Origin of the sequence: Flagellimonas marina (assembly GCF_042651185.1) — a bacterium.
In the GTDB taxonomy this organism is placed as follows: domain Bacteria; phylum Bacteroidota; class Bacteroidia; order Flavobacteriales; family Flavobacteriaceae; genus Flagellimonas; species Flagellimonas marina.
On sequence record NZ_JBHSCL010000004.1, the window covers coordinates 1,642,043 to 1,667,124 of the forward strand.

Below are 25,082 nucleotides of genomic sequence, written 5' to 3' on the forward strand. Positions count from 1 at the left end.
TCAGCAACGCAAGCAGTTAATGTTTTGTTATTTTTTGACTCTCCTACTTTTGGGGTGCGGTGGAAAAACCTCAGAGAAAAAAAATCAGGAAGAATCTAATGTTGAAACTGAAACAAAGGCCTCTTCAAGTGATTCCAAAAAGAAAATTCTTTTTTTTGGTGATAGTCTAACCGCGGGATATGGTCTTGAAATGGGAGAAGCCTTTCCGATCCTAATTCAACATAGAATTGATTCATTGGGTTTGGAGTATCGCGTTATCAATGCCGGTTTATCAGGTGAAACCACAGCAAGCGGAAAGAATCGGTTGGATTGGGTGCTTGAAGATGGTATTTCCATAGTTATTATTGAATTAGGTGCGAATGATGGTCTCCGCGGTGTTCCACTGAATGAAACCGAGTCAAATCTGCAAGCCATGGTAGATATGGTTCAGGAAAAGCTGCCTGAAGCGGAAATTATTTTGGCAGGAATGAAAATCCCGCCAAACATGGGTCTTGAATATACGTCTAGATTTGAAAATATATTCCCCGAATTGGCCGAAAAAGAAAACGTATACTTAATTCCGTTTCTATTGGAGAATGTTGCCGGAATACCTGACCTTAACCAAAGTGATGGCATACATCCTACTGTTGAAGGGCAAAAAATAGTGGCCGACAATGTTTGGGAGGTCTTAGGTCCCCTTCTATAATGGGTTTAAAAATCCGAAGTTCAGGTACCTTGGAAGCAATGGGTTACAAGGACATGGCAGCACGGATAAAGACAAAGGATGGTATGTGAGTCCATTTTCGACATGGATTTTTACTCTTTTTTTGGCAAGAATTGTTCATATTTTTTATCTTCAATGGGTATCAGTACTTGACTAAAACCACATGGATTGAGGCCAATTATCATTTTTATTCTGGCATTCTGCAATTTCAATCTCTTTTCCCAAGAGTTGCCCCCTATTCAAAATTTTACACCAAAGGAGTACAATGGCGAATATCAAAACTGGGGCATTTCCCAATCAAGTTCCAAGAACATCTATGTGGCCAACCATACTAGCCTTTTGGAGTTTGATGGAACTAGATGGCACAGATATAACCTTCCCTCCTCATCTATTATTCGATCCATAAAAGTGGTCAACGACCACATATATGTAGGTTCTTACCGTGAGTTTGGGTTCTGGACAAAGGACGAAACTGGCCAACTTTTATATACCTCGTTATCCGAACGATTGAAGATGCCTCTTTCTGAAGATGAGGAGTTTTGGGACATTCTTGCCTTGGATCACTGGGTGCTATTTCAATCCTTGGACCGTATCTATATCTACGATCAATTAGAGGACAACTTCAAGGTTATCGAGGCCAATTCTGCCAAGGCCAATCTTAATTTGGTAAAGGGAAAAGTTTATTTTCAAAAGGCGAAGCAAGGTCTTTTTACCATTGAAAACGGGGTACCCATACTTGTGGACGACCACCCCATTTTGGCAAACCGATCTATAATTGGAATTTATGATCTGGGCGAAGAGCTATTAATTGTTACCGAAGATGCCCATTTTTACCGATACGATTTTGAGTCGCTATCACCATGGTCAATAGATCTGGATTTGCTGAACGTAAAGTTGTACAGCAGCATCCGTTTAAATGATGGCTCCTATGTGCTTGGCAGCATATCAAATGGCTTTTACCATGTGTCATCGGGTGGGCGGTTAATACGTAACATCAATCAAGCAAAAGGGCTCAACAACAATACCGTGCTATCGCTGTTTGAGGACATGGACCATAATTTGTGGTTGGGGCTCGACAATGGCATAAGTGTCATCAACCTCTACTCACCTTTTAACGAGTATACGGACAAATTGGGAAACATTGGGTTGGTCTATGCAGCACTCAACCATAACGGCTATTTGTATTTGGGCACCAACCAAGGACTCTTCTATAGAAGGGAGGACACTTCGGAAGAATTCAAGTTAGTGAGAGGGACCGAAGGTCAGGTCTGGAACCTGCAGTTGGTGGATTCCACCATTTTTTGTGGACATAACAGCGGTACTTTTGTAGTAAATGAGAACCGTGCAACACTGGTTTCCGATTTTCCGGGAACGTGGGGTGTAAAACCCATAAGAAGCAATCCCGACCTTATTCTACAGGGAAATTATAATGGCCTCAGCGTTTTGGAAAAGAAAACAGGCTCTTGGCAACTGCGAAATACCATTGAGGATTTTAGCATTTCCAGTCGATTTTTTGAGATTGTGGACTCCTTGGAAATTGTGGTAAACCATGAGCAAAAGGGGCTATACCATATTGAATTGGACAATAATCTGGAGCGACCAAAAAAAGTGGTCAATAAGGAACCGGTTGGTCACAGTTCCAATATATTTATGTTTAAGAATCAGTTATATTACAAGACCTATACTGGCGTTTACACCTTAAAAAATCGTTTAAACGAGATTACTTTGGACAGCACATTGACCCAAATGATCTTTGCAGAGGATGGGAACCCTATCAGTATTATTATACCGGATACCACAGGGCAAAAGCTCTGGTTTTTCACCGAAAATGGCATCAAATATATTTCCCAAAGCACCTTAAGTGGTAAATTGAGCACTAGCAAAATTCCCATTCCAAGCACTTTGAGGAGCAATCTTGGTGTTTCAGGGTTTGAGAATATCTCCAGAATAGCGGACAATGAATATCTCATAGGAAGTTCCAACGGTTATGTTACCCTAGATTTGGACAGGGTCACCTCCATCACCAATACCATAAAAATAAATGCCATTTATTATGGTGATTACCGAAATGCCTCCACTAAGATTTCCCCTCAATCCGTTGGCGAGTTCACTTATTCCAACAACAACATAAAATTTGAGTATGGTGTAACAGAGTTCGATAAATATACCGAGGTACGATATCAACATAAATTGGAGGGGATTTACAACGAATGGAGTGAATGGTCCGAAGTTCCTGAGACCACCTTTAAAAATCTACCCTTTGGTGAATATTCCTTTAGGGTTAGGGCAATGGTTGGCAACGTTCCTACCGAAAATATGGCTTCTTATGAGTTTTCCATAGCGAGACCTTGGCATCTATCCAACAGTGCCATTGTGGTTTATGTGCTGGCCCTGTCACTATTGTTCATCTTGGTCCATAGATTGTACAAAAGATATTACCGCAAAAAACAAGAATCGCTGATCAAAAAGAACGAAAAAGAACTGGAGCGTAGAAAACTTCAGGAAAAGGAACGGATTGCGCAGATACTCAACGATAAGCTTCAGGATGAAATTGAAAACAAGAATCGTGAGCTGGCCATTTCAACCATGAGTATCCTTAAAAAGAACAAGTTCCTGTCCCATTTAAAATCCCAATTGAACAGCATTTCTGACAAGGGAAGAAGCATTAAGACCGTTATCAAGGAAATAGATCAAAACATCAATAGTGAAGACGACTGGAAATTTTTTGAGGATGCCTTCAACAACGCCGATAAAGATTTCCTTAAAAGGATAAAATCCAAGCACGGGGACCTTACCAACAATGATTTACGATTGTGCGCTTATTTACGGTTGAACCTCTCATCAAAAGAGATAGCCCCCCTCCTCAACATCTCGGTAAAAAGTGTAGAAATGAAGCGCTATCGGCTTCGCAAAAAGTTTAACCTTCCACACCAAAATAACCTTACAGACTATATTTTAAATTTTTAGCGCAACTCTACTTTCTATCTTCTCCACTCTACAAATCTTAAAAATACCTCTACATCAACTCTACTTCAGTTGATTTTCACATTACTTTACCCGATTTTAAAAGAACTCGTCAAAACCGCTAAATATTTGTAATTCCTTATGTTTTGAGGCCTTATTATATCAAATAATCAATTTTGGGCCTTAAAATTTGCTGATGTAGGTTTTTTATAGAGGTGAATCCTTTGTTAAGAATACGTTAAGCCCCCTAATTTTACCTTCAAACAAAATCGCTCTAAAATGAGATATGGCATTGTAAAATTAATGGTGCTCCTATGTACAGCTTATGGATTTTCACAAGCAAAGACCGTTACCGGTACAGTATCCGATGCTACCGGTCCCATACCGGGGGTAAATGTACTTGTGAAGGGAACCACAAACGGTGTGGTCACCAATTTTGATGGGGAATTCACCATAGAAGATGTATCAAACAACGATACTCTGGTTTTCAGTTATGTTGGGTTTGAAACCCAAGAAGTCCTTGTGGGAACACAGAATGTAATGAGCATTGTTCTTAGTGAAGACACTGAAGCTTTAGATGAAGTCATTGTGGTTGGTTACGGTACCCAAAAGAAAAGTAACGTAGTAGGCTCCGTGGCAAGTGTGGAAGTGGAGGAAGCCACCAGTGTCCCCACAACCAACGTATCTGAGATGCTCCGTGGTAGGGCCGCCGGCGTTCAGGTAAACTTGGCCGATGCCCGACCAGGTGGTAACTCAAACATTGTTATTAGAGGTAATGTTTCCGTGGCACCCAATGGAAACTCCCCACTGATCATTGTGGACGGATTGCCCTTTGACAACCTTAATGATGTGGCCCCAGACGATATCGCCAATATTGAAATTCTTAAAGATGCTTCTTCTACGGCCATTTACGGGTCAAGGGCATCGAACGGTGTAATTTTGGTCACTACCAAATCCGGAAAAATCGGAAAGGCAACTATAGACTACCATGGGTATACCACGGTGCAAACCTTGACCAAAAACTTCAATCAATATGATGGACAACAATTCATTGACCTTAGAAGGGAAGCCAACAGAAACAGGTTTACCGGTGCTTATCTGAGTGATGAGAATATTTTCTCCCCTTTTGAATTGGAAGCCATAGAAAACCAAAACTTTGTGGACTGGGAAGACTTGGTGTTACGAGATGCCGTTATACAAAGTCACTCTTTGAGCTTTTCGGCAGGAAGTGAAAAAACCAAGGTCTACTCCAGCGTAAACTATTTTACCCAAGAAGGTATCATTCCAAATTCAGGATTCGACAGGGGTACTTTTAAATTGAACATAGAGCAAAAGCTAACGGATAAACTTCTCTTCCGAGGAATTCTTAACTATCAGAATGCCACTCAGGATAGAGAGACCGGAGGACTTAACTTTACCACCATTACCCCGTTGGCAAAACCATTTGATGACGAAGGTGAACTTGTGAAGTTCTATTTAGGCCCATCAAACACCGCTGTGAATCCCTTATGGGACCAACGGGAATCTACCGATGACACCAAGATTAACCTAACCGACGTCAATTTAAGTTTGGTGTACAATTTTACACCCAACCTAAGCTACACCCTAAAAACCTTCTTAAGAAACAGAAATACCAATAGAGGACTTTATCGAACCTCATTGCACTCAGGAGGGGATGAAGGCATTGACGGCCTTGGTGTATTATCCAACACCCTGTTTAAACAAGTTCTTGTGGAGAACATCGTGGACTACACCCCACAAATCAATGATAACCACGATTTAAACCTAACCTTTGTTCATGCTTTTGACGAACAGAGCAATGAGTATACACAAATAGACAAGTCTGGTTTCACTAATGATGCCTTGCTTTACAATGGCAATGCCACTACCCTGCTCAATAATTTCAGGGATGTTTCCCAACGAAGACTGCTTTCCTTTCTGGGAAGACTGCGCTACGGATATTTGGACCGTTACCTTTTGGAAGCTACGGCACGTGCCGATGGTGCCTCCGTATTCGCCGAAAACAACAAATGGGGCTTCTTCCCTGCGGCCTCTGTTGCCTGGAAAATGCACAATGAACCCTTTATGCAAAATGTGGATGCCATCAATGAAATGAAATTTAGGGTAAGTTACGGTGCTACAGGAAACCAAGGTATCAATCCATTGGAATCCTTGGGAGTGGCTGATGACCGCCCTTATGTATTTGGTGATCAAACAGTGGCCGGCGCAACAGCATCTTCCCGTTTGCCCAATCCCAACTTAAAGTGGGAAACGACTGCCACTTTGAATACAGGACTCGATTTTAGGCTTTTCAACAACCTTTTTGAGGGAACTTTTGAATATTATAAAGCAAACACTACTGATTTGCTCTTGGACCGTTCCATTGCAGGAACAACAGGTTTCAATGTAATCCGATTCAATGTTGGCGAACTGGAAAACCAAGGTATTGAGGCCACATTGAATACCAATTTTATTCGGAAAGAGAATTTTACATGGTCTTTGGGACTGATTTTCTCACGAAACCGAAACAAAGTAATTTCACTTACAGGAGAACTGGATGAGGAAGGAAACCAAATCGATATAACCGATACGTTTGGCAGAAGGTTGTCCGTAGGACAATCCATCAACAATATCTGGTTGCCCAAATACGATGGTATCTATCAAGAAGGTGACGATATTGCAAGCTCTGGAAATCCATTGGCGCAGCCTGGGGATGTTAGGGTCGTTGATCAGGATGGAAATGGTCAAATTGACGACAGGGACAATGTATTCACCAATACAGACCCAGACTGGTACGGTTCCATTACCAATACCATTACCTATAAAAACTTTGACCTGTTCGCTGATATTTATATTGTCCAAGGAGCTACTAGGTTAAATCCGGTCCTAGCCAACGGCGAACTTTGGAAAGGGGCCATAAATGGAATCAGGGCCAAATACTACACGCCCGAATTCCCCTCCACAGAATACCCAAGACCAAAACCGGACACGCATTTGCACTTGTTCCCATTTGCGGTGAGGGATGCTTCCTATGTTCGTTTGCGCACCTTGACACTAGGGTATAACGTCCCCAGAAGGACTTTCTCCAAAATAGGGTTACAAAGTGCCAAATTCTATCTAACCGGGACAAATCTGTTCACATTCACCGATTTTAGGTCGTACAGCCCAGAGCAGAACCCAATCAACGGATTTGAAACCGCTTTCCCAGAGACCAGAAACATAACCTTAGGTGTCAAATTAGGATTTTAAAAAAATTGATATGAAAAATATGAACCTTAATATAGTATCAAAAAGAATCTTTGCAGTAGTTTTTGCTGTTGCAATGCTCTCTTCCTGTGAAAAGGATTTTTTAGAAGATAAGCTACGTTCCAATACCTCCGTGGATTTCCTGTACACCACCCCTGAAGGATTGGAGTCAGCCGTGGTAGGGCTCTACAGCCTTAACCGGGAAATTTATCAAGACCTTAGTTTAAACGGTACATATCCCTTGATTCTTCAAGCAAAGAGCGACCTTGGTGTTGGGATAACCGGGGAGGTATCGCTCTATAGTCGATTGTTGTGGGGAGCCAGTTTGGGTGATTTTGGAACCACTTCCGGTATCAATGCCCACTGGGTGCACCATTACAGAATTGTGGACCGTTGCAACGCCATTATTAGAGGGGCGGAAAACTTACAGGACATAGACGAAAGCCGCAAAAATCAGATTTTGGCCGAAGCCAAATGTATGCGGGCCAATGCCTATTTTTCCCTCTACAGGCTGTTCAACAATATTTTCATTACCACGGAACCCACCACCCCTGAAAATGCCTTCGATGTCCCCCAGGACAAATCCTCGGTTGAAGAGATTTTCTCCTTGCTACGGTCCGATTTGGATTTTGCCATCGATAATTTGGATTACAATCCAGAGCAATTTGGCAGATGGGGACAGGGAGCCGCACGGCATCTAAGAGCCATGGTGGCCTTGTGGGAAGAGGATTGGACCGAGGCCGCTGCACAAGCTGATGCCATCATCACCAGCGGCAACCACAGTTTGGTGGCCACAGAAGAAGTATTTGCTGGGGAATTGGACCACTCTGAAACGTTGTTTGCCATCAATTTTGAAAGGGAGACCATTGGAGGAGGCAGCCAACATATTATGAGTTGGAACATGGTTTCAGCCTATTCTGATGCTCCAGGACTTATCCAATCCGTTGAAAACGGTGGTGCAGGGGCAGGTTTCATCTCGTTAAACCAATACATAATAGACTTGCTCAACGAAGACCCAGATGACAATCGAAAAAACAATACCTATTACATTTTCGAGTATGCCTATAATGATGAAAGTGCACTTCCCCCAGGCAAAGAGTTGGGTGACCCGTTGGATTTGTACGAAAACAGCGAGACCGACCAAAATGAGTTCATGCTGTATTACCGAAGACAAAACCCCGGGGTGTTGAAGTTTTTTGATGAGACCGTAGAGCCCACAGATCGTAACCATTTCAAAAACATCATGATCTATAGATTGGCAGAAACCTATTTGATCGGTGCTGAAGCGCACATGATGGCGAACAACACCACAAAGGCCTTGGAATACCTGAATGCCGTTAGGGAAAGGGCCAATACAGACCCAGTCAATAGCATCGACCTTCAGGCTATTTTGGACGAAGGAGCACGCGAATTGGCCTTTGAAGGACAACGTTGGTTCACCTTGAAAAGAACTGGAAAACTGTATGAATTCCTTTTGGATCACATGAACAACGACAACATGAACGAATCATATCCAGAAGGTAATCCCAAAGTTTTGCTTAGGGAATATATGGAGAACTGGCCCATTCCGCAGCAACAAATGGACCTTTTAGGGCCCAATTACCCTCAAAATGAAGGGTACAACTAATCGTCAGTGCAAAAGAAGATTAATTAAAACAGCAAAAAATGAACAAGTATAGCACAAACAGCAAGAGATTACGTTCAAGACTGCCCTTTCTATCCATATTAGGTGTGCTGGGTATGTTGGGCACTATACTTTCCTGCGAAGTTGAGGATGACACCCCTCCTCCTTCGGCATACGTGGCTCCTGAGCCCGAGCCGGAACCAGAACCAGGTGAAGGATGCACATTTTCTACCATTGTACCTGAAATTGCAGAGGGCATCGATTTTGAATGCGGTGGTCCCGAGGTTACTTTTTTTGGGGAAAAAGATGGATCGTTCACCTTGGAATATGTGGAGAATCCTGATGCATCGGGCATAAATACTTCTGAAAAAGTGGTACAGTATGACCAAACCGATGGTGTGGAACCATGGGCCGGTTTTTTCTTTGACCTGGCCAGCAAGGTCGATTTCACTGAAATGCAGACCGTCAACATAAAAGTATATTCCCCAGCGGCGGACCAAATTGTATTGTTGAAATTTGAGGACAGTGCTGATGGTTCCATTTCCAAAGAAGTGCAAGCGGAGACCACGGTTGGCGATGCATGGGAAGAGCTTTCCTTTGTTTTTTCACCCAGTGATTCGGATAAATTTGACAGATTGGTTTTGTTCTTTGACTTTAACGGGCCAAAAGATGCACCCACAACCCATTATTTTGATGATATTGTGATGAGTGAAGGTGGCGAAGTGGAAGAACCGGGGGAAACCTCCGAACCTACCACTGCGGCCCCTGCCCCAACCATTGACCCATTGGAGGTGATTTCGCTCTTCAGTGATGCCTATACCAACGTTCCCGTGGATACTTGGAGAACAGATTGGTCCGATGCCACCTTGGAGGATATCACCATTGAAGGCAACGCCGTTAAAAAATACAGTGAGTTGAGCTTTGTCGGTGTCGAGACCGTAGCCAATCAAATAGATGCTACCAGTATGACCCATTTCCATACCGATATTTGGACGGGCGATGCCACCGAATTCAGAATTAAACTGGTGGATTTTGGACCAAATGGCACTTTTGATGGTGGGGACGACACCGAGCACGAAATTGTATTTGAAAACCCAACCCAACAAGAATGGGTAAGTTTGGATATTCCATTATCTGATTTTACCGGTTTGACCACACGAGCCCATATTTCACAACTGATTTTTGTTGGGGCGCCCTCCAAACAAAATACAGTTTTTGTGGACAACGTTTTCTTCTACAATGAAGCAGGTGTCTCCACCGAACCTATATCTGGAGCGCCGGTACCCACTGTTCCCGAAGCAAATGTGATTTCTGTCTTTAGTGACACATATACCAATGTTGCCGGAACGGACTTCAACCCAGCATGGGGGCAAGCCACCATCGTTACCCAAGAGGATATCGCGGGCAACAACACTTTAAAATATGCAAACTTGAACTATCAGGGAACACAGTTCGCGTCACCACTGGATGTTTCGGGAATGACCATGCTCCATGTGGACTATTGGACCGCCGATTCATCTGAACTCAACGGTTACCTAATCAGTTCAGGGCCCGCTGAGACCCCACACTCTTTTGCCATCACTACCGGAGAATGGGTAAGTGTGGACATCCCTCTAACCGAGTTTTCCGGTGTTGTGGACCTTACCGATGTCATCCAATTGAAGTTTGACGGAAACGGAACCATTTATTTGGACAATATTTATTTCTACAATCCTCCGGCCACGGAACCTACTTCGGCAGCGACCGACCCAACGGTTCCTGAAGCCAATGTGATTTCACTGTTCAGTGATGTCTATACCGATGTTCCTGTAGATACTTGGAGAACAGATTGGTCAGCAGCAACCTTGGAGGACATTTCAGTTGCAAGCAATGCCGTAAAAAAATACAGCAATCTAAATTTTGTGGGAATTGAAACGGTAGCCAACCAAATAGATGCTACAGGAATGACCCATTTCCACACCGATGTTTGGACAGCAGATGCCACTGAAATCAGAATAAAACTGGTCGATTTTGGGGCCAATGGAGCCTTTGATGGCGGAGGTGATGATGTGGAACACGAAATTACCATATCCAATCCGGAGCAAGGCACATGGCTATCCTTGGACATTCCCCTTTCTGATTTTACAGGATTGACCACGCGGGCCAACATTGCCCAACTTATCTATGCGGGACAGCCGGCTGGATCAATGACGCTTTTCGTGGACAATGTATACTTTCACAACTAATCGGAAATTGGAACTTAAAAATAAACGAGAGCAGTTTGAGTTAGTTTAGTTTACCAATGGAAAGACTCCTGCCCTTTGGGCAGGGGTCAACATCCAAATTAAAATGCTATGAAAAAAAAGAACAACAAACGTATTCATCAAAATTTTAAAATGAGTTTATTCAACATATCCCTTTTGACCTTGGTTTTTGTCCTCTCATGTAGTTCCAATGATTCGCAACCCAATGATTTTCCTTCAGATTTGGTCGTGGACGTCACTATTGTTGGTGCCAATGATGCCAATCCCATGGGGGATGGTTCGGGGAGGATTCAAATAACCGCATCGGCGACCAATGCTGTGAGATATGCCTTTCGACTTGAAAATGACGACCAAATTGAAAGTCAGACAGGAAACCTTGAACACACCTTCACCCAAGATGGCACCCATTCCTATTCCATAGTGGCCTGGGCCTATGCAGAATCGGGTGATTTTGTCACCAACACCGTTACTGTTGAAGTCTTTAAATCTGACGAGGCATTTGCCACTTTGATTTTTTCCGATGAATTTGAATATGAAGGAAGTCCAGACACTCAAAAATGGCACCATCAAGTCATTCCCCCAAACAATGGAAGCTGGCACAACAATGAACTGCAACATTATACCGATAGACCCAAAAACTCTTTTGTAAGTGATGGGACGTTAAAAATTAAGGCCTTCAAAGAAGAGTATTCAGCTAGCGGCAGCACCAAAGCATATACCTCTGCCAGATTGAACGCCAAGCTTGCTTTTACTTATGGCAGGATTGAGGTTCGGGCCAAACTACCTAGTGAAGCGGGAACCTGGCCAGCCATTTGGACCTTGGGGGCTAATGTGAACGAAACCGGAAACTACTTTGGGGATCAATATGGAAGCGTTGGGTGGCCCTTGAGTGGTGAAATTGACATTATGGAACAGACCGGATGGGATAAAAATATCTTGATTTCACATTTTCATTGGGGAGATTTAAATACGGAAGAATACAAAGAAGAAGGTGGGGAATCTCCCATAACGGAGGCATCATCCGAGTTTCACGTATATTCCGTGGAATGGAACAGCGAATCCATCAAGACCTATGTGGATGATACCTTGATCTATGAATTTTCAAATTCCACCAACAAGCCCTTCAATCATGAACATTATTTGATTCTGAACATTGCAATTGGAGGAACTCTTGGCGGTGAAGTTCCGGAGACGTTTACAGAGGATACCTTGGAAATTGATTATGTCCGAATTTATCAATAGTAAAAGTAATTGTAAGCTATAGCTAGAAAAGGTATGTCCTTACTATCAAAAAAGGCACAATTCATTGATCAATGAATTGTGCCTTTTTCATTTATGGGTTCCCTTTGATTGTTGTCAGCCAGTTATGGCAAGCCTAAATCCCCGGTTTACCCCAATATGTCTTTTACATTTTTTGATTTGGTTTCCACAATGGTATTTTCATACATGGCATCCAATCCCATTTGAACACAAAGTGCGGCCATGGCACCAGTTTTTGCATTTGAAATGGGCTGGGTATTGTTCATCAAATTATCCCTAAAGTCAATTAAGGCCTGTTTACTAGGGTCCTCGTGGTCAAAATTCACAGGCATGCCCTTTCCTTCATCCCAATTCAATGTGGCACCAGAAACACCATCAACCTCACCTATCTCTTTTTGATAGCTTCCCTCTGGATAGTACCAAGCCTTCACATAATCTAAAATATAAGCACCCTTATCTCCCAATACTTTTACTTTATAATCCCCCATAGCATTGCTTGTGAGGCACGTAAACGATGCCTTTACCCCTTTGGGGTAACTGTATATCAAATGAATATTGTCATAGGTCTCCCTACCATCCTTCCAATAATCGATACCTCCCACACCCATAACTTTTTCGGGCATGGCTCCCAGTACCCAATTGGCAAAATCCAGTTGGTGTGAGCAAAGCTCGGCCAAAAGGCCACCTGAATATTCCTTGTACATCCGCCAGTTGATCATGCGTTCCCATTTTGGGTCTGGCACAGGTCGACGCCAATTACCATTTCTGTTCCATTGGCACTCAAAGGCGGTTATTTTTCCGATTTTACCTTTATTGATTTCATCCACTATGTGGGTGTACAATCGAGAACTGTGGTATTGGTGCCCAGCTTGAAAAATTTTATCGGATGCTTCTGCCGCATCCACCAATTGTTTTATTCCGTCATATCCTTTGGCCATGGTTTTTTCCCCATAGACATGTTTACCTGCTTTTAAGGCATCAACAACTATTTTGGAATGTGTACTAAACGGTGTGGCCACCAAAACAGCATCTACATTTTTATCTTCCAAAAGTTTTCGGTAATCTGAATAGCCTTTCGCTTTTCCATTCACTCTGGAAAGTCCTGATTCAAGTCGAAATGGAATGATATCGCAGCAGGCCACTACTCGCATATTCGGAATCTTATTGATGAATGGAATAAGTCCTCCTCCGCGATCTCCAGTTCCAATAACACCAATATTAATGGTATCATTGGCGCTTTGGGTTGCATACCCCAAAACCGAAGTTGCGTAGAGTGCCGCCGAACTGGCCAAACTACCTTTTACAATAAAATCACGTCGCTTCATAGTTAATTATAATTTGGGTTCCCATCCCTTTTCATAGTCCCGTTTCCAACTTTGCATGGCCTTTTCACTATTTAAAACCTTTCCGGTTTTTGCATCGACCTGAAGTGTATGACCTGCATCATGGGCCATATTCCCCAAATGGCAAAGCATGGTGGAAACACTGGCATCCCTTATTTCAGAATTCAAAGAGGTATCCTTTCGTATTGCATTGAAAAAGTTGGCCACATGGTCTACATCCAGTCCACCTATGCCTTGGGTGTTTGTAGTAGCGCTCAACTCTCTTTCATATTCTATTTTGATAGGATTGCCACCAAGATCATACAATTTATAAAAGTTTCTGCTCAATTCAATGGTTCCTTTGCTTCCATAAATGGTGATTCCCCTTCCAGGTCGTTCAGGTTTCATGATGCCCCGACTATGGGAAGTCCATGTAATGAACTTATTTCCAGGAAACGTGTAGGTTACCTGTTGATTGTCCGGGAACTCCCAGTCATCATTGTAAGTATATTTACCGCCAAAGGAGGTTACCGTGTCAGGTAAATCCACTCCCAAGGCCCACCGGCAAATATCAATCTCGTGGGTACCATTATTGTGGATTTCACCCGTACCCCAATTTCGGAACCAATGCCAGTTATAGGGGTGGATGTTATCCCTATACTTTTCTCTGGGTGCAGGGCCTTGCCACAGTTCCCAGTCCAACGTCTGCGGAACGTCTATCAATTTTCCATTTCCTATTGAGGTACGGTTGTTGGAATAATAGGCTTCACCTTTGAAGACTTCACCAATTATTCCTTTTTTGATATCCTCTACAGCGGATTGCGATGTTTTTGCGGAACGTTGTTGGTTCCCCATCTGAACTTTTTTTCCATACTTATTCCGAGCGGCCACCAAAAGATCATTTTCATATGGATTATGGCTACAGGGCTTTTCTACATAGACATGCTTCCCCGCCTGAAGCCCCATGATAGCCATGGGAGCGTGCCAGTGTTCCGGTGTAGCTATAAAAATGGCATCCACATCCTTGTCCTCAAGTACTTTTCGAAAATCCTTTTCAACTTTTGGCACATAACCAATATGTTTCTGGCACCAAGCATTGTGTTCCTCGATTATGGTATCGTCTACATCACAACTGTACAGAATCTTGGCATTAACATCTTGGTGAATCGCCAAAACGTGCGCTTTAGCTCGACTCCTTACTCCAATTACCGCACAGTTTATTTGATCATTGGCCCCTAGGATATGGGCATTGGCCCAAGAAGGGAGAACCATGCTTCCCAATGTGACGGCGGCTGTCCCTGTTGTCGTTTTTTTGATGAAATCTCGTCTTGTGGTCATTTTATTGCTGTTTGTTGATGGATTTTATCTTAATATTCTTGAAGCTTACCCTGTCCCCATGATCCTGTAACAAAATAGGGCCAGTTGCTGCCTCCCCGAAATTTGGCCATACCTTATTCTTGCTTTCGGAGACTAATTTCTTATAGGCATCACTTCCGCGTTCATACTCCAAAACCTTCATGCCATTAAGCCAGTGCTCTACATGATTATCCTTGGAGACGATATGGGCCGTGTTCCACTCTCCAATTGGATTCGCTGGTTTGTTGGGGTCGGCTTTAATAAGATCATAGAGCGAAGCGAGCGTACGACTACCTTCATGGTTGCCCAGTTTGGCATCTGGGTGGACAGCATCATCCAAAATTTGGTATTCCAACCCAATAGATGAACCAGGGCCCTTGTTCAAGTCTGTGTTCACATAGTATTTGATGCCGCTATTAGCCCCTTCGGTTAATCTAAAATCAACCTTGAGCTCAAAATCGCCATACTGTTCGGTGGTCACAATATCGCCGCCTGCTGCGGATTCTTCCCCTCCCGTTGATAGGACGGTGAGTACACCATCCTCAATGACCCAGCCTTTGTCCGGAAAATCATCCAACCGGGCACCGCGCCATCCTTCTGTTGTCTTACCATCCCACAACAGTTCCCAGCCAGTGTTTACCTCATTGATGGTAAGCTGATTCTTGGTGATTACTGGGGGTAATGGCATTTCTTTGGTATATTTTGAAAGACTATCCGTTAAAATTTTGATATTCTTCCAAGCGATTTCAGTACCCTCTTTCTGCTCTTTTCCAATACTGTGTACTTGTAGGGCAATGAATCCACTTGCCGTTTTTTCATCTATCAAGTTGGCTGCGGGTACGCCATTGATCCACGTTCTTAAGGTGTCGCCAATGGCTTCAATACGATAATGGTTCCACTCATTTTGTTTGAAGGCCTTTTGCGCTTCAGAATTGTTTTCCAAAGTGACCAACCAACCTCTTCTCCCCTCGTCATAAATTCCGGCACTCCATGCCCTATCTGAAGGATCGATCTCAATCTGGTAGCCATGTACCCTTCCATTTTGATAATACGGAAAGCTATTGCTTCTAACCTGTATTCCGGAATTCATGGTAGAATCCACTTTGTATTCCAACTCCAAAATAAAGTCATCATACATTTTTTCTGTGGTTAAAAAGGAGTTTGGGGTATTGTGCACTGTTGATCCCACAATCATATCCTCTTTAATGGTATAATTGGCTTCACCCCCTTTTTGGGTCCATCCATTCAAGGTACCATCAAATAAATCAATCCAAGGTGTGTCATCCTTTGGAGCATTGGTACAGCCCCACCCTAGAAGTAGGGCTATAATACCATATTTTAGTTTTCTCATTTTGTGTATCATTGGTTTATTATTTTCATTTTACATCGATTATAATCCAAATAGTCTTGGCAACCACAGGCTAAGGCCCGGGAAATAGGTTATGAGGAACAGCGCTACAATCATTGCTAAAAAAAGTGGCACTAATGGTTTTATGACTTTTTCAATGGACGTTCTTGCAATGCCTACCCCAACAAATAACACTGAACCGACCGGGGGAGTACACAGCCCAATACAAAGGTTCAAGATCATGATGATTCCAAAGTGCACTGGATCTATTCCCAGTTTCGTGACAATGGGTAAGAATATGGGCGTGAATATGAGCACTGCGGGGGTGATATCCATAAAGATACCCACAAAAAGCAATATCAGGTTTATGATGAGCAAAAGGGCTATTTTGTTGTCGGTGATGGACAAAAGTCCGGAACTTATCTCTTGGGGGATATGTTCAAATGACAGCACCCAGGACATGCTCATCGAGGCCCCTATCAACAACATTACAATGGCGGTAGTAGCCGATGCGTTAAGAAAGATCTCAGGGAGTTTCCCAAAACTTATCTGTTTATAGACAAAGCCCAACAATAGGCTGTAGAGGACTGCAATGGCAGAAGCTTCCGTGGCGGTAAAGATTCCCGCTACTATTCCACCAATTACCAAGACCAATAGCAATAGGCTTGGAACGGCATCAATAAAGGTCTTGAAAACCTGTTTCAAAGAACTTCGTTCCCCCTTTCCGTATCCTTTTTTCTTGGCCCACAGCATGGCAACGATCATGAGCAGTAGACCTGTTAGCAATCCCGGGATATATCCCGCCAGAAATAGCGCGGCAATGGATGCTCCACCACTTGCCAGGGAATATACAATCAAAATGTTACTGGGGGGTATTACCAGCCCGGTGGTTGCCGATGTAATGTTCACCGCGGCCCCGAACTCTTTATCATACCCTTCTTTTTCCATTTCCGGACCAAGTATGCTCCCCATGGCCGATGCGGACGCCAGAGCAGACCCTGCAATGGCCCCCATGAGCATGGCTGATATTACATTTATCAGGGCCAGGCCACCTGGGAGCGCCCCCACCAAGGTCTTTGCAAAGGCAATCAACCGATGAGCGATACCGCCTTGGTTCATCAGTTCACCCGATAACACAAAAAATGGAATGGCCAAGAGTGCAAAACTGTCCAGCCCCGTAGCCATGCGTTGCGATATGGTAGCGAATGCGGGCAACATGGGCACACTGACCAACAAAGTCAACAGCGATGAAATGGCGATGCTCCACGCCACGGGAGCTCCCATGGCCAAGAGGCCGATAAAACTTATGATTAAGACAAGAAGCGGTATGTATTCCGTAATGCTCATGCTTCCAATATTTCCCATGTTTTGTTGTACACCACCAAAAGACCGCTGATAGGAACCACCAAGTAAACATAAGCCAAGGGCAGGCCCAATGCGGGAGAGAGCTGCTTAAGTTCATGGGTGGTATAGACCAGCCAGCTGCCACCGATAACCATTGCTGTAAGACAAAAAAAGATGATACAGACACAGACCATTCTTTTCAGCAACCTCTGCTTTTGCTCACTTGAGCGTTTTGCAAGGATGTCAATGGCCACATGGCCACCCTTACCAGAAACGTAGGCCGCACCCAACAGTCCCAACCATATCATAAGGTATCTGGCCAACTCATCGGTGAAGGCACTGGGCTGTCCCAAAACATATCTGCTGAACACCTGCCAGAGCACATTTACCACCATTAGGCCCATAATCACAACAAGGATATGCCCCAAAGCTTTGTCCACTTTTTTCTTGAGTTCCATTAGTCTGCGAGGGATTTGATTTCTTGTATCATTCTGTTCAGTTCGGGGTCATCTTCATACGCTTTGTACATATCTTGGGTCATCTCTTTAAAAGGTTGTTTGTTGGGATATGAAATCTCAACTCCTGCCTTTTTTACCTCCCGCAAAGCTTCCGCCTCCGATTCGGCCCACAAAATCCGTTGATGTTGCAACGATTTTTTAACCGCAGTATCGACCCAATTTTGCTCTTCTTGGGTTAGCTTGTCCCAGAACTGGGTGCCAACGATCAACACGTCGGGCGAAAAGGTATGCTCGTCCAAAGCGTAATAGGGACAGACCTCGTAATGTCTTGAAAGATAAAAACTGGGGGGATTGTTCTCTGCCCCGTCCACAACGCCCTGCTGGAGCGATGTATAAAGTTCTCCCCAGGAAATGGGCGTGGGTGACCCACCCAAACTTTTTACCATGTCCATTGCAGTTATGCTTTCCATTACCCTGACCTTAAGACCCTTCAGATCATCAGGACTTTTTATGGGTTCATGTTCGGTGTAAAAACTTCGGAAGCCCGCATCATAGTAACCAAGTCCCTTTAACCTGAATTGTTCTGCGTTGTCCAAAAGTGACTGCCCGATGGGGCCGTCCAGCACCTCAAAGGCATGTTCACGGTCTTCAAACAGGTATGGGAGTCCCAAAATCCTAGTCTTTGGGGCGAAATTCTCCAAGGTGGCTACGGACACCTTGGTCATGTCAAGGCTTCCCAATTGTATCAGTTCCAAAATCTCACGTTCAGTGCCCAGTTGTTGGCTGGGATAAATCTCGATTCGGAGTTTTCCATGTGAGAGCTCCTTCATATCCTCCCCCATTTTTACCATTGCCTTGTGCACCGAGTGGTTCACATCAAGACCATGAGCCAAACGGATTGTCTTTATGGAATTTTCCTGTCCACAACTCATAAGCTGCACAGCAAGAATCCATAAAAAAACAATCTTGGTTTGTTTCATTTTACTATAATATTGATGTAATATCAACTCACGCTCTGTTTCATTTCTAAACACCACTAAACGCACTAAACCCACCATCGATAGGAACAATGGTTCCTGTCACGAAACTAGCTGCATCACTAATGAGCCAGTGCACGGCTCCATGCAATTCTTCGGCCCTGCCAAAGCGTTTCATAGGGGTATTTTTAATTATGGTCTGTCCTCTTTCGGTGTAGCTGCCATCTTCTTTTAACAACAGGTTTCTATTTTGATTACTGATGAAAAATCCAGGTGCAATGGCATTAACCCGAAGGCCTTCTCCAAATTTCAGGGCCAGTTCGGTGGCCATCCACTTGGTAAAATTATCAATAGCGGCTTTTGACGCGGAATAACCTACTACACGTGTCAGTGCCCTACTTGCTGCCATGGAGGAGACATTGAGAATGCATCCATGATTTTGCGCTGCCATTTGCTCCCCAAAAACCAGAGATGGGGTTACAGTGCCATCCAAGTTTAATTCAGAGACTTTTCTGAAGTCCTCCATTTTTAAATCGAAAATAGTCTGACCTTCGCCTATCACGGCACCTGGCATGTTCCCGCCTGCCGCATTGATAAGCACATCGATTTTTCCCCAAGCATCAACAATACTTTTTCTGACACTTTGTAAAAAATTCTTGTCCAGCACGCTTCCTGAAAAACCAAGGATATGGTCATATTTTGCTTCAAATGATTTGACTCTTTCTTCTACTTTCTTCTGGGTCTGTCCCAAAATGGCAATCCTTGCACCTTGGGAAAGCAGATATTCAGCCATACTTGAACCAAGTACCCCGGTTCCACCCGTAATGAGAATCACTCTGTCTGAAATATTAAAAAGTTCGTTCGTCATATTTCCTTTTCCCATAAAGGATTTGATTCATTCAATGAAAAATTTGCAACTTCTGTGTACTTTTTACGCATTTGCTAATTTAGACGTTTTGTGCCAATAAAAAAATGAAATGGGTAATAAAAAAGAAGTTGATTTACCGGTTCTTCAAAATTTTCAAGTAAATCTTGATGCATTTGAATGTTCAATGACTACAGATATTGACATTTTTGGCTATTTGGAGAACCGGTCAAATCTTTTATTGATCAAGAGGTCAGTAGGAGAATTTACTGATGACTGAAAGTTGCCCGAGGCGTAATGGAAGCACATAAAACTATACAAGAATCCGCTCACAACCTACCTTTATGCACTTACTGGGTTAAAGGACAACCTAAAGCTCTATTGGTAATCGAGGAACTGCTGCCCAAACAATTCACCCTATCTGAACTGCAACAACTTTATGAAGATGTTTTAAATCTTTAGTTAGACAAGTGAAATTTTCAAATGGATATTTTAAAAAGAACAGTTCAGGCAAAGGCGGACCCATGCTCAATAAATTTCTTTCAGAAAACAAAACTTGAATTATCCTCTGTCTGAGATGGTTCTCTATTTTTATTAAAGTTCGTTCACCATAATAAATACTGATGGATTCATAAATCAGTAAAAGTGATATGTAAATTGATTATTTCCTTTTAAGGCATTCCAAGATGTTTGCATCAATTTATATCATCATAATGTATTTCAAATTAAATCTCTACTACTGTTTTTTATTGGTGCTGGTTTTCGCAATCTTTTTGACAGCTTGCCAATCGGAAGAAAAGAGTCTTGTTTTTCAAGGTGAAGAATTCCCTTTTGAACTGGAACATATTGTTGATGGTGTACAGATTCCTTTTGCCATTGCCTTTATATCGGAACAAAAGATGCTGGCCACGAACCGATTTTCGAATGAGATATTCCTCATTGATGTAAAAGCACGGACTAAAACTCTTTTAAAAGGTATCCCAAAATCATATGCCGCCGGGGATGGTGGAGCGTTGGACATTCTTCCCCATCCTGACTTTCAGCAGAACCAATGGCTCTATTTTTCACATTCCATTGGCGATTCCATTAGAAGCACCATGGTGATTGATCGGGCCAAATTACATGCGGATTCGTTGATACAAATTGAACGTATCTTTACCGTTTTTCCATTTTACAAGGGTTCTAGTCATTATGGAAATCGAATGGCCATACAAGACAATTATCTGTTTGTATCTATGGGTGATCGGTATGATCTAATGGATTCTGCGCAGACTCTTTCCAACCATTTGGGAAAAATTCTTCGTATTCACGATGATGGAAGAATACCCATGGACAATCCTTTTATGGATTCATTGGATACTGCGCCGGAAATCTGGAGTTATGGGCACAGAAATCCCCAAGGGTTGACCATACATCCTGAAACCGGGGAAATTTGGTCACATGAACATGGGCCTAAAGGTGGGGACGAAATCAACAGAATTCATCCAAAGCACAACTACGGGTGGCCCATTATCTGCCATGGCATCGACTATGATGATACTCCTATTGGAGCGGGAATTACCCATAAGGAAGGCATGCAACAGCCATTTTACTATTATGTTCCCTCCATTGCTCCCAGTGGTATGCAATTTTATTGGGGCAATCGCTATAAAAACTGGAAAGGCAATCTTTTTTTGGGAGCCATGGCTAAAACCCATTTAAACCGATTGGTGATTGAAAATAACCAAGTAGTTCATGAAGAACGTTTGCTACAAGATTTTGGGAAACGCATAAGGTCAATCACACAAGGGCCAGACGGTTTTCTCTATATCGGTGTCGATGGTGGAGGAATCTATAGATTAAAACCGATATAAGACAGTAATTTTGCCAAACTAAAAACCAGCCTTAGTAAATTTTAAAGGGAAGCGTTTTGTTTCTGGCCTTTTTATCGGGCTTTTAGTAAAAGTGAAATATTTCCGATTCAATAAGATTATAAGCATCAAAGTGTGATGAGATGTAGCAAAAGTTTGATGTGTTAGGTCCTTTCTATTATTCCACTTTTAGAATCATTCTCTTTAGCTACATCCGCAAATCAGATTTCTTTACAGTCCTATACGATATATCACAGCGTTATCACCGTCGGTGAGTGCATAAATCGCTCCATCGGCTCCATCCAGTACATCCCTAAACCGTCTTCCTTCGCTTTCCAACAATCGTTCTTCGCCCACAATACTGTTCTCTTCAATCACCAACCTTACTACATGTTCCCCACTCAAAGCTGCCAAAAACAAATTATTGGTCCACTCCGGAATCAAATTTCCTGAATAAAAATCGATACCACTTGGCGATACCACAGGATCCCAATAGTAATTAGGTTGCTCCATCCCGCTTTGCTGGGTGATACCTGCTCCAATAGCCGTACCATTATATTCCAAACCATAGGAGATGGTAGGCCATCCATAGTCGGCACCAGCTTCAATGAGGTTAACTTCATCACCTCCCCTTGGTCCCAATTCGGCTTCCCAAAGATCGCCTGATACGGGATGAACAGCCAATCCCTGCACGTTTCTATGGCCGTACGAGTATATTTCCGGTAAGATACCTGTTTCAGACAAAAACGGATTTCCCGGTGCAGGCTCACCATCAGTGGTTATTCGTAGCACTTTACCCAAAGCAGCGTCCAATTCTTGGGCTTCCGGACGGGTAATTGTACTAGATCGATCACCAGTACTTACAAACAGGTTTCCTTGACCGTCCCACGCCAATCGCGACCCATAATGTGCAGTGCCATCAAATTCGGGAATGGCCGTATAAATTACGGTAGCATCCTCAACTTCATCTTCACTGTCCGAAAGTCTCCCTTTGGCCACAGCAGTAGCCGTACCATCTGGTCCATTTTGTGAAAATGTCCAATAAATCATCCGGTTCTCTTCAAAATTAGGATCTATGGCCACATCCAATAATCCACCTTGTCCAGCACTGTTTACCGTTGGGATCCCAGTAATGGATGAACCTACAACACCTGTAACGGATACCAATCGCATAGTACCACCTTTTTCGGTCACTAGAATTCTACCATCCGGCAAATGGGCCATCCCCCAAGGTTTGGTAAGACCTGTGGCAAAAACGGAAACGGTATATTCGGTTTCGGTTAGAACGCCTGCAATTCTGGTCTGCCCATCAAACGCTGGAGAATAATCTGAATTTGGATCATCAGTTTCTACAGGGTCTAAGGGTTCGTCTGGAGTGGATGGACCATCATCACTGATATCTTGATCTCCATCATCCCCGCTATTGTCATCATCATTGGAGCCCTCCTGATCCTCTGTATTCGGAATTTCTGGTGTATCATTTGAACTGCACGATAGTTGAACCGCCACAACAATCAACAAAAACACAAGCCAGATACTGTTTTTAAAAAGGTTCATAACAAATTGTTTTAAAGTAAGTTAGCAATTGTTTTCAACAAAACCATCAGTTTGCCGTTTTATCGATAACCTACATCTTGATTTTACCCACGTACACCATGGAAATTAAGTCGTTAGAACCGTAGACATTACTTGATTAAGAAAAATTTTTGACTGATATGTCACTTTTCCATCATTAAAGAGATGCTGAATTAGTCCAGTTACCTGAAAACAATTGTAAATCAACGATTATCAAATCTAAAATTCAGAATTCCATACTATCCCTTCAGTATGAGTGTCGCCTCCCACACTACCAATATTTTAATTTATATAGTTTATAAGATGGGCGCAACACTATAGCTTATTGTATATTTGGTAAGACAGGCACACTACTCTAAAAGTACATGTGCCTATTATTTTAAAGATTATCCAAATATGACAGCTTTATTGAGCAACCGAAAATCGGAAAGGAACGCCGTTAGAATATCCTTACCCACCTTACGCACAATACTATTATCTATTTTTCTGCTACCTTTTTTTCATTGCCTCAGTGCCCAATCAAAAAAGAAACCCCGTAACATCATATTTATTTTAACCGATGACCATAGATATGATTATATGGGCTTTACGGGAAAGGTTCCGTGGCTGGAAACCCCCAACATGGACCGTTTGGCTTCGGAAGGGGCCTATTTGCCCAATGCTTTTGTCACCACCTCGTTGTGTTCACCGAGCAGGGCTTCCATATTGACAGGACAATTTTCACATACCCATACCATTGTGGACAACCAAGCACCAAATCCTGGAAACCTGACCTATTTCCCCCAATATCTTCAAAAAGCGGGCTATCAAACCAGTTTTTTTGGAAAATGGCATATGGGAAGTCATACGGATGAGCCGCGACCGGGTTTTGACCATTGGGAAAGCTTTTTTGGACAAGGCGTCTACTACAATCCCCAATTGAACATAAACGGGGAACGCATCCAGTATAAAGATTCAACATATATCACTGACTTGTTGACCGAACATGCCGTGGATTGGTTAAAAAACAGAAAAAAGGACAAACCATTTTTCATGTACCTGTCCCACAAGGCGGTGCATGCAGAGTTTCAACCTGCTAGACGCCACAAGGGCAAATACAAAGAAAAGCAAATTCAATTGCCCCCCACCTACGACCAGACCAAAACAGGGGCTTGGAGAGATTTAAAGTGGCCTGAATGGGTGGCCAAGCAGCGTGTAAGCTGGCATGGGGTCGATTATATGTACCATAGCAATATTGATATGCAGGAGCTCGTTCAGGCCTATTGCGAGACCCTATTAGGGGTTGACGAAAGTGTAGGCAAGGTGATGAACTATCTGGAATCTGAAGGATTGGATGATTCCACACTTATTATTTATATGGGTGATAATGGGTTTAGTTGGGGGGAGCATGGATTGATTGACAAGCGTCATTTCTATGAGGAGTCAGTAAAGGTCCCATTGTTGGTACGTTGCCCAGATTTGTTCAGTGGTGGAATTGAACCCAATGCTATGGTGCAGAACATAGATATTGCACCAACCATTTTGGCGGAGGCAGGTGTAAAGCAGCCACAGGAAATGCCTGGTGTGTCCTTTGTACCAATCCTAACTGGGGAAAATCCTGCCGGTAACCGAAATGAGATTTATTACGAATACTATTGGGAGAATGATTTCCCCATGACACCAACTATGTTCGGTATGCGAACGGACAAATACAAGTATATCCGATACCAAGGCATTTGGGATAGAAATGAGCTTTATGATTTGGAAAACGACCCAAACGAAATGTATAATCTCATAGGCGACCCTTCAAAACAGGACACAATCAAGAGTATGCTGAAATCCCTATATACCTGGTTGGAGACCACCAGTGGAATGCAAATTCCCTTAAAATCTATGGACCGCCCCAGTTTTGGAGATTTTAAACACCGTGGAGAATATTAACCAAATCATCCTAAAAAAGTAGATTTT

General features: G+C 43.0%; 17 protein-coding genes. 9 read left to right on the forward strand and 8 right to left on the reverse strand.

Annotation, left to right across the window (positions count from 1 at the left end):
• Positions 1 to 19 precede the first annotated feature (19 nt).
• The 6 genes from ACFOWS_RS10870 (at position 20) to ACFOWS_RS10895 (ending at position 12,022) form a co-directional block, all read left to right on the forward strand.
• Positions 20 to 685, forward strand: coding sequence for an arylesterase (locus tag ACFOWS_RS10870; protein WP_379764520.1), 666 nt, complete (start codon positions 20 to 22; stop codon positions 683 to 685).
• 186 nt (positions 686 to 871) lie between these two features.
• Positions 872 to 3,670 (forward strand): helix-turn-helix and ligand-binding sensor domain-containing protein, encoded by a 2,799-nt coding sequence (locus ACFOWS_RS10875; protein WP_379764383.1) that lies wholly within the window; start codon positions 872 to 874, stop codon positions 3,668 to 3,670.
• Between the two features lie 276 nt (positions 3,671 to 3,946).
• On the forward strand, positions 3,947 to 6,916 hold the full coding sequence (locus ACFOWS_RS10880; protein ID WP_379764385.1) for a SusC/RagA family TonB-linked outer membrane protein: 2,970 nt from the start codon (positions 3,947 to 3,949) through the stop codon (positions 6,914 to 6,916).
• A gap of 10 nt (positions 6,917 to 6,926) precedes the next feature.
• Complete coding sequence (locus ACFOWS_RS10885) at positions 6,927 to 8,540, forward strand: RagB/SusD family nutrient uptake outer membrane protein (protein ID WP_379764387.1); 1,614 nt, start codon at positions 6,927 to 6,929, stop codon at positions 8,538 to 8,540.
• Positions 8,541 to 8,578: 38 nt separating this feature from the next.
• Positions 8,579 to 10,762 (forward strand): hypothetical protein, encoded by a 2,184-nt coding sequence (locus tag ACFOWS_RS10890; protein ID WP_379764389.1) that lies wholly within the window; start codon positions 8,579 to 8,581, stop codon positions 10,760 to 10,762.
• 108 nt (positions 10,763 to 10,870) lie between these two features.
• Positions 10,871 to 12,022: a glycoside hydrolase family 16 protein gene (locus tag ACFOWS_RS10895; RefSeq protein WP_379764391.1), complete on the forward strand. Its 1,152-nt coding sequence runs from the start codon at positions 10,871 to 10,873 to the stop codon at positions 12,020 to 12,022.
• 146 nt (positions 12,023 to 12,168) lie between these two features.
• Here ACFOWS_RS10895 and ACFOWS_RS10900 read toward each other — a convergent pair whose 3' ends face one another.
• The 7 genes from ACFOWS_RS10900 to ACFOWS_RS10930 are packed head-to-tail and all read right to left on the reverse strand — an operon-like array spanning position 12,169 to position 19,728.
• Positions 12,169 to 13,365: a Gfo/Idh/MocA family protein gene (locus tag ACFOWS_RS10900; RefSeq protein ID WP_379764393.1), complete on the reverse strand. Its 1,197-nt coding sequence runs from the start codon at positions 13,363 to 13,365 to the stop codon at positions 12,169 to 12,171.
• Between the two features lie 6 nt (positions 13,366 to 13,371).
• Positions 13,372 to 14,700, reverse strand: coding sequence for a Gfo/Idh/MocA family oxidoreductase (locus tag ACFOWS_RS10905; protein ID WP_379764395.1), 1,329 nt, complete (start codon positions 14,698 to 14,700; stop codon positions 13,372 to 13,374).
• A 1-nt stretch (position 14,701) separates the two neighbouring features.
• Positions 14,702 to 16,069 carry a 3-keto-disaccharide hydrolase gene (locus ACFOWS_RS10910; RefSeq protein WP_379764397.1) on the reverse strand — a complete coding sequence of 456 codons (1,368 nt, stop codon included), beginning with the start codon at positions 16,067 to 16,069 and terminating at the stop codon, positions 14,702 to 14,704.
• A 39-nt stretch (positions 16,070 to 16,108) separates the two neighbouring features.
• Positions 16,109 to 17,431, reverse strand: a complete 1,323-nt coding sequence (locus ACFOWS_RS10915) for a TRAP transporter large permease (protein WP_379764399.1) — start codon at positions 17,429 to 17,431, stop codon at positions 16,109 to 16,111.
• A complete protein-coding gene (locus ACFOWS_RS10920; RefSeq protein WP_379764401.1) occupies positions 17,410 to 17,868 on the reverse strand; it encodes a TRAP transporter small permease in 459 nt (152 codons plus the stop codon). The genes ACFOWS_RS10915 and ACFOWS_RS10920 overlap by 22 nt, the downstream gene beginning before the upstream one ends.
• Positions 17,868 to 18,848 carry a TRAP transporter substrate-binding protein gene (locus ACFOWS_RS10925; protein WP_379764403.1) on the reverse strand — a complete coding sequence of 327 codons (981 nt, stop codon included), beginning with the start codon at positions 18,846 to 18,848 and terminating at the stop codon, positions 17,868 to 17,870. The genes ACFOWS_RS10920 and ACFOWS_RS10925 overlap by 1 nt, the downstream gene beginning before the upstream one ends.
• A gap of 46 nt (positions 18,849 to 18,894) precedes the next feature.
• Positions 18,895 to 19,728 (reverse strand): SDR family oxidoreductase, encoded by an 834-nt coding sequence (locus ACFOWS_RS10930; RefSeq protein ID WP_379764405.1) that lies wholly within the window; start codon positions 19,726 to 19,728, stop codon positions 18,895 to 18,897.
• 279 nt (positions 19,729 to 20,007) lie between these two features.
• Here ACFOWS_RS10930 and ACFOWS_RS10935 point away from each other — a divergent pair, with 279 nt between their 5' ends.
• Positions 20,008 to 20,172 (forward strand): NrtR DNA-binding winged helix domain-containing protein, encoded by a 165-nt coding sequence (locus ACFOWS_RS10935; protein ID WP_379764407.1) that lies wholly within the window; start codon positions 20,008 to 20,010, stop codon positions 20,170 to 20,172.
• Positions 20,173 to 20,423: 251 nt separating this feature from the next.
• On the forward strand, positions 20,424 to 21,563 hold the full coding sequence (locus tag ACFOWS_RS10940; RefSeq protein WP_379764409.1) for a PQQ-dependent sugar dehydrogenase: 1,140 nt from the start codon (positions 20,424 to 20,426) through the stop codon (positions 21,561 to 21,563).
• Positions 21,564 to 21,791: 228 nt separating this feature from the next.
• Here ACFOWS_RS10940 and ACFOWS_RS10945 read toward each other — a convergent pair whose 3' ends face one another.
• Positions 21,792 to 23,117 (reverse strand): PQQ-dependent sugar dehydrogenase, encoded by a 1,326-nt coding sequence (locus ACFOWS_RS10945; protein WP_379764411.1) that lies wholly within the window; start codon positions 23,115 to 23,117, stop codon positions 21,792 to 21,794.
• 414 nt (positions 23,118 to 23,531) lie between these two features.
• On the opposite strand from ACFOWS_RS10945, the gene ACFOWS_RS10950 reads away from it, so the two are divergent.
• Positions 23,532 to 25,055 carry a sulfatase family protein gene (locus tag ACFOWS_RS10950; protein ID WP_379764413.1) on the forward strand — a complete coding sequence of 508 codons (1,524 nt, stop codon included), beginning with the start codon at positions 23,532 to 23,534 and terminating at the stop codon, positions 25,053 to 25,055.
• Positions 25,056 to 25,082 lie beyond the last annotated feature (27 nt).

Bases quoted from the DNA above. Each gene is read 5' to 3' on its own strand.
- ACFOWS_RS10930 (WP_379764405.1), bottom strand. From the start codon at position 19,728: ATGGGAAAAGGAAATATGACGAACGAACTTTTTAATATTTCAGACAGA.
- ACFOWS_RS10880 (WP_379764385.1), top strand. From the start codon at position 3,947: ATGAGATATGGCATTGTAAAATTAATGGTGCTCCTATGTACAGCTTAT.
- ACFOWS_RS10915 (WP_379764399.1), bottom strand. From the start codon at position 17,431: ATGGGAAATATTGGAAGCATGAGCATTACGGAATACATACCGCTTCTT.
- ACFOWS_RS10895 (WP_379764391.1), top strand. From the start codon at position 10,871: ATGAAAAAAAAGAACAACAAACGTATTCATCAAAATTTTAAAATGAGT.
- ACFOWS_RS10900 (WP_379764393.1), bottom strand. From the start codon at position 13,365: ATGAAGCGACGTGATTTTATTGTAAAAGGTAGTTTGGCCAGTTCGGCG.
- ACFOWS_RS10940 (WP_379764409.1), top strand. From the start codon at position 20,424: ATGTATTTCAAATTAAATCTCTACTACTGTTTTTTATTGGTGCTGGTT.
- ACFOWS_RS10935 (WP_379764407.1), top strand. From the start codon at position 20,008: ATGGAAGCACATAAAACTATACAAGAATCCGCTCACAACCTACCTTTA.
- ACFOWS_RS10905 (WP_379764395.1), bottom strand. From the start codon at position 14,700: ATGACCACAAGACGAGATTTCATCAAAAAAACGACAACAGGGACAGCC.
- ACFOWS_RS10885 (WP_379764387.1), top strand. From the start codon at position 6,927: ATGAAAAATATGAACCTTAATATAGTATCAAAAAGAATCTTTGCAGTA.
- ACFOWS_RS10945 (WP_379764411.1), bottom strand. From the start codon at position 23,117: ATGAACCTTTTTAAAAACAGTATCTGGCTTGTGTTTTTGTTGATTGTT.
- ACFOWS_RS10950 (WP_379764413.1), top strand. From the start codon at position 23,532: ATGACAGCTTTATTGAGCAACCGAAAATCGGAAAGGAACGCCGTTAGA.
- ACFOWS_RS10890 (WP_379764389.1), top strand. From the start codon at position 8,579: ATGAACAAGTATAGCACAAACAGCAAGAGATTACGTTCAAGACTGCCC.
- ACFOWS_RS10870 (WP_379764520.1), top strand. From the start codon at position 20: ATGTTTTGTTATTTTTTGACTCTCCTACTTTTGGGGTGCGGTGGAAAA.
- ACFOWS_RS10910 (WP_379764397.1), bottom strand. From the start codon at position 16,069: ATGAGAAAACTAAAATATGGTATTATAGCCCTACTTCTAGGGTGGGGC.
- ACFOWS_RS10920 (WP_379764401.1), bottom strand. From the start codon at position 17,868: ATGGAACTCAAGAAAAAAGTGGACAAAGCTTTGGGGCATATCCTTGTT.
- ACFOWS_RS10925 (WP_379764403.1), bottom strand. From the start codon at position 18,848: ATGAAACAAACCAAGATTGTTTTTTTATGGATTCTTGCTGTGCAGCTT.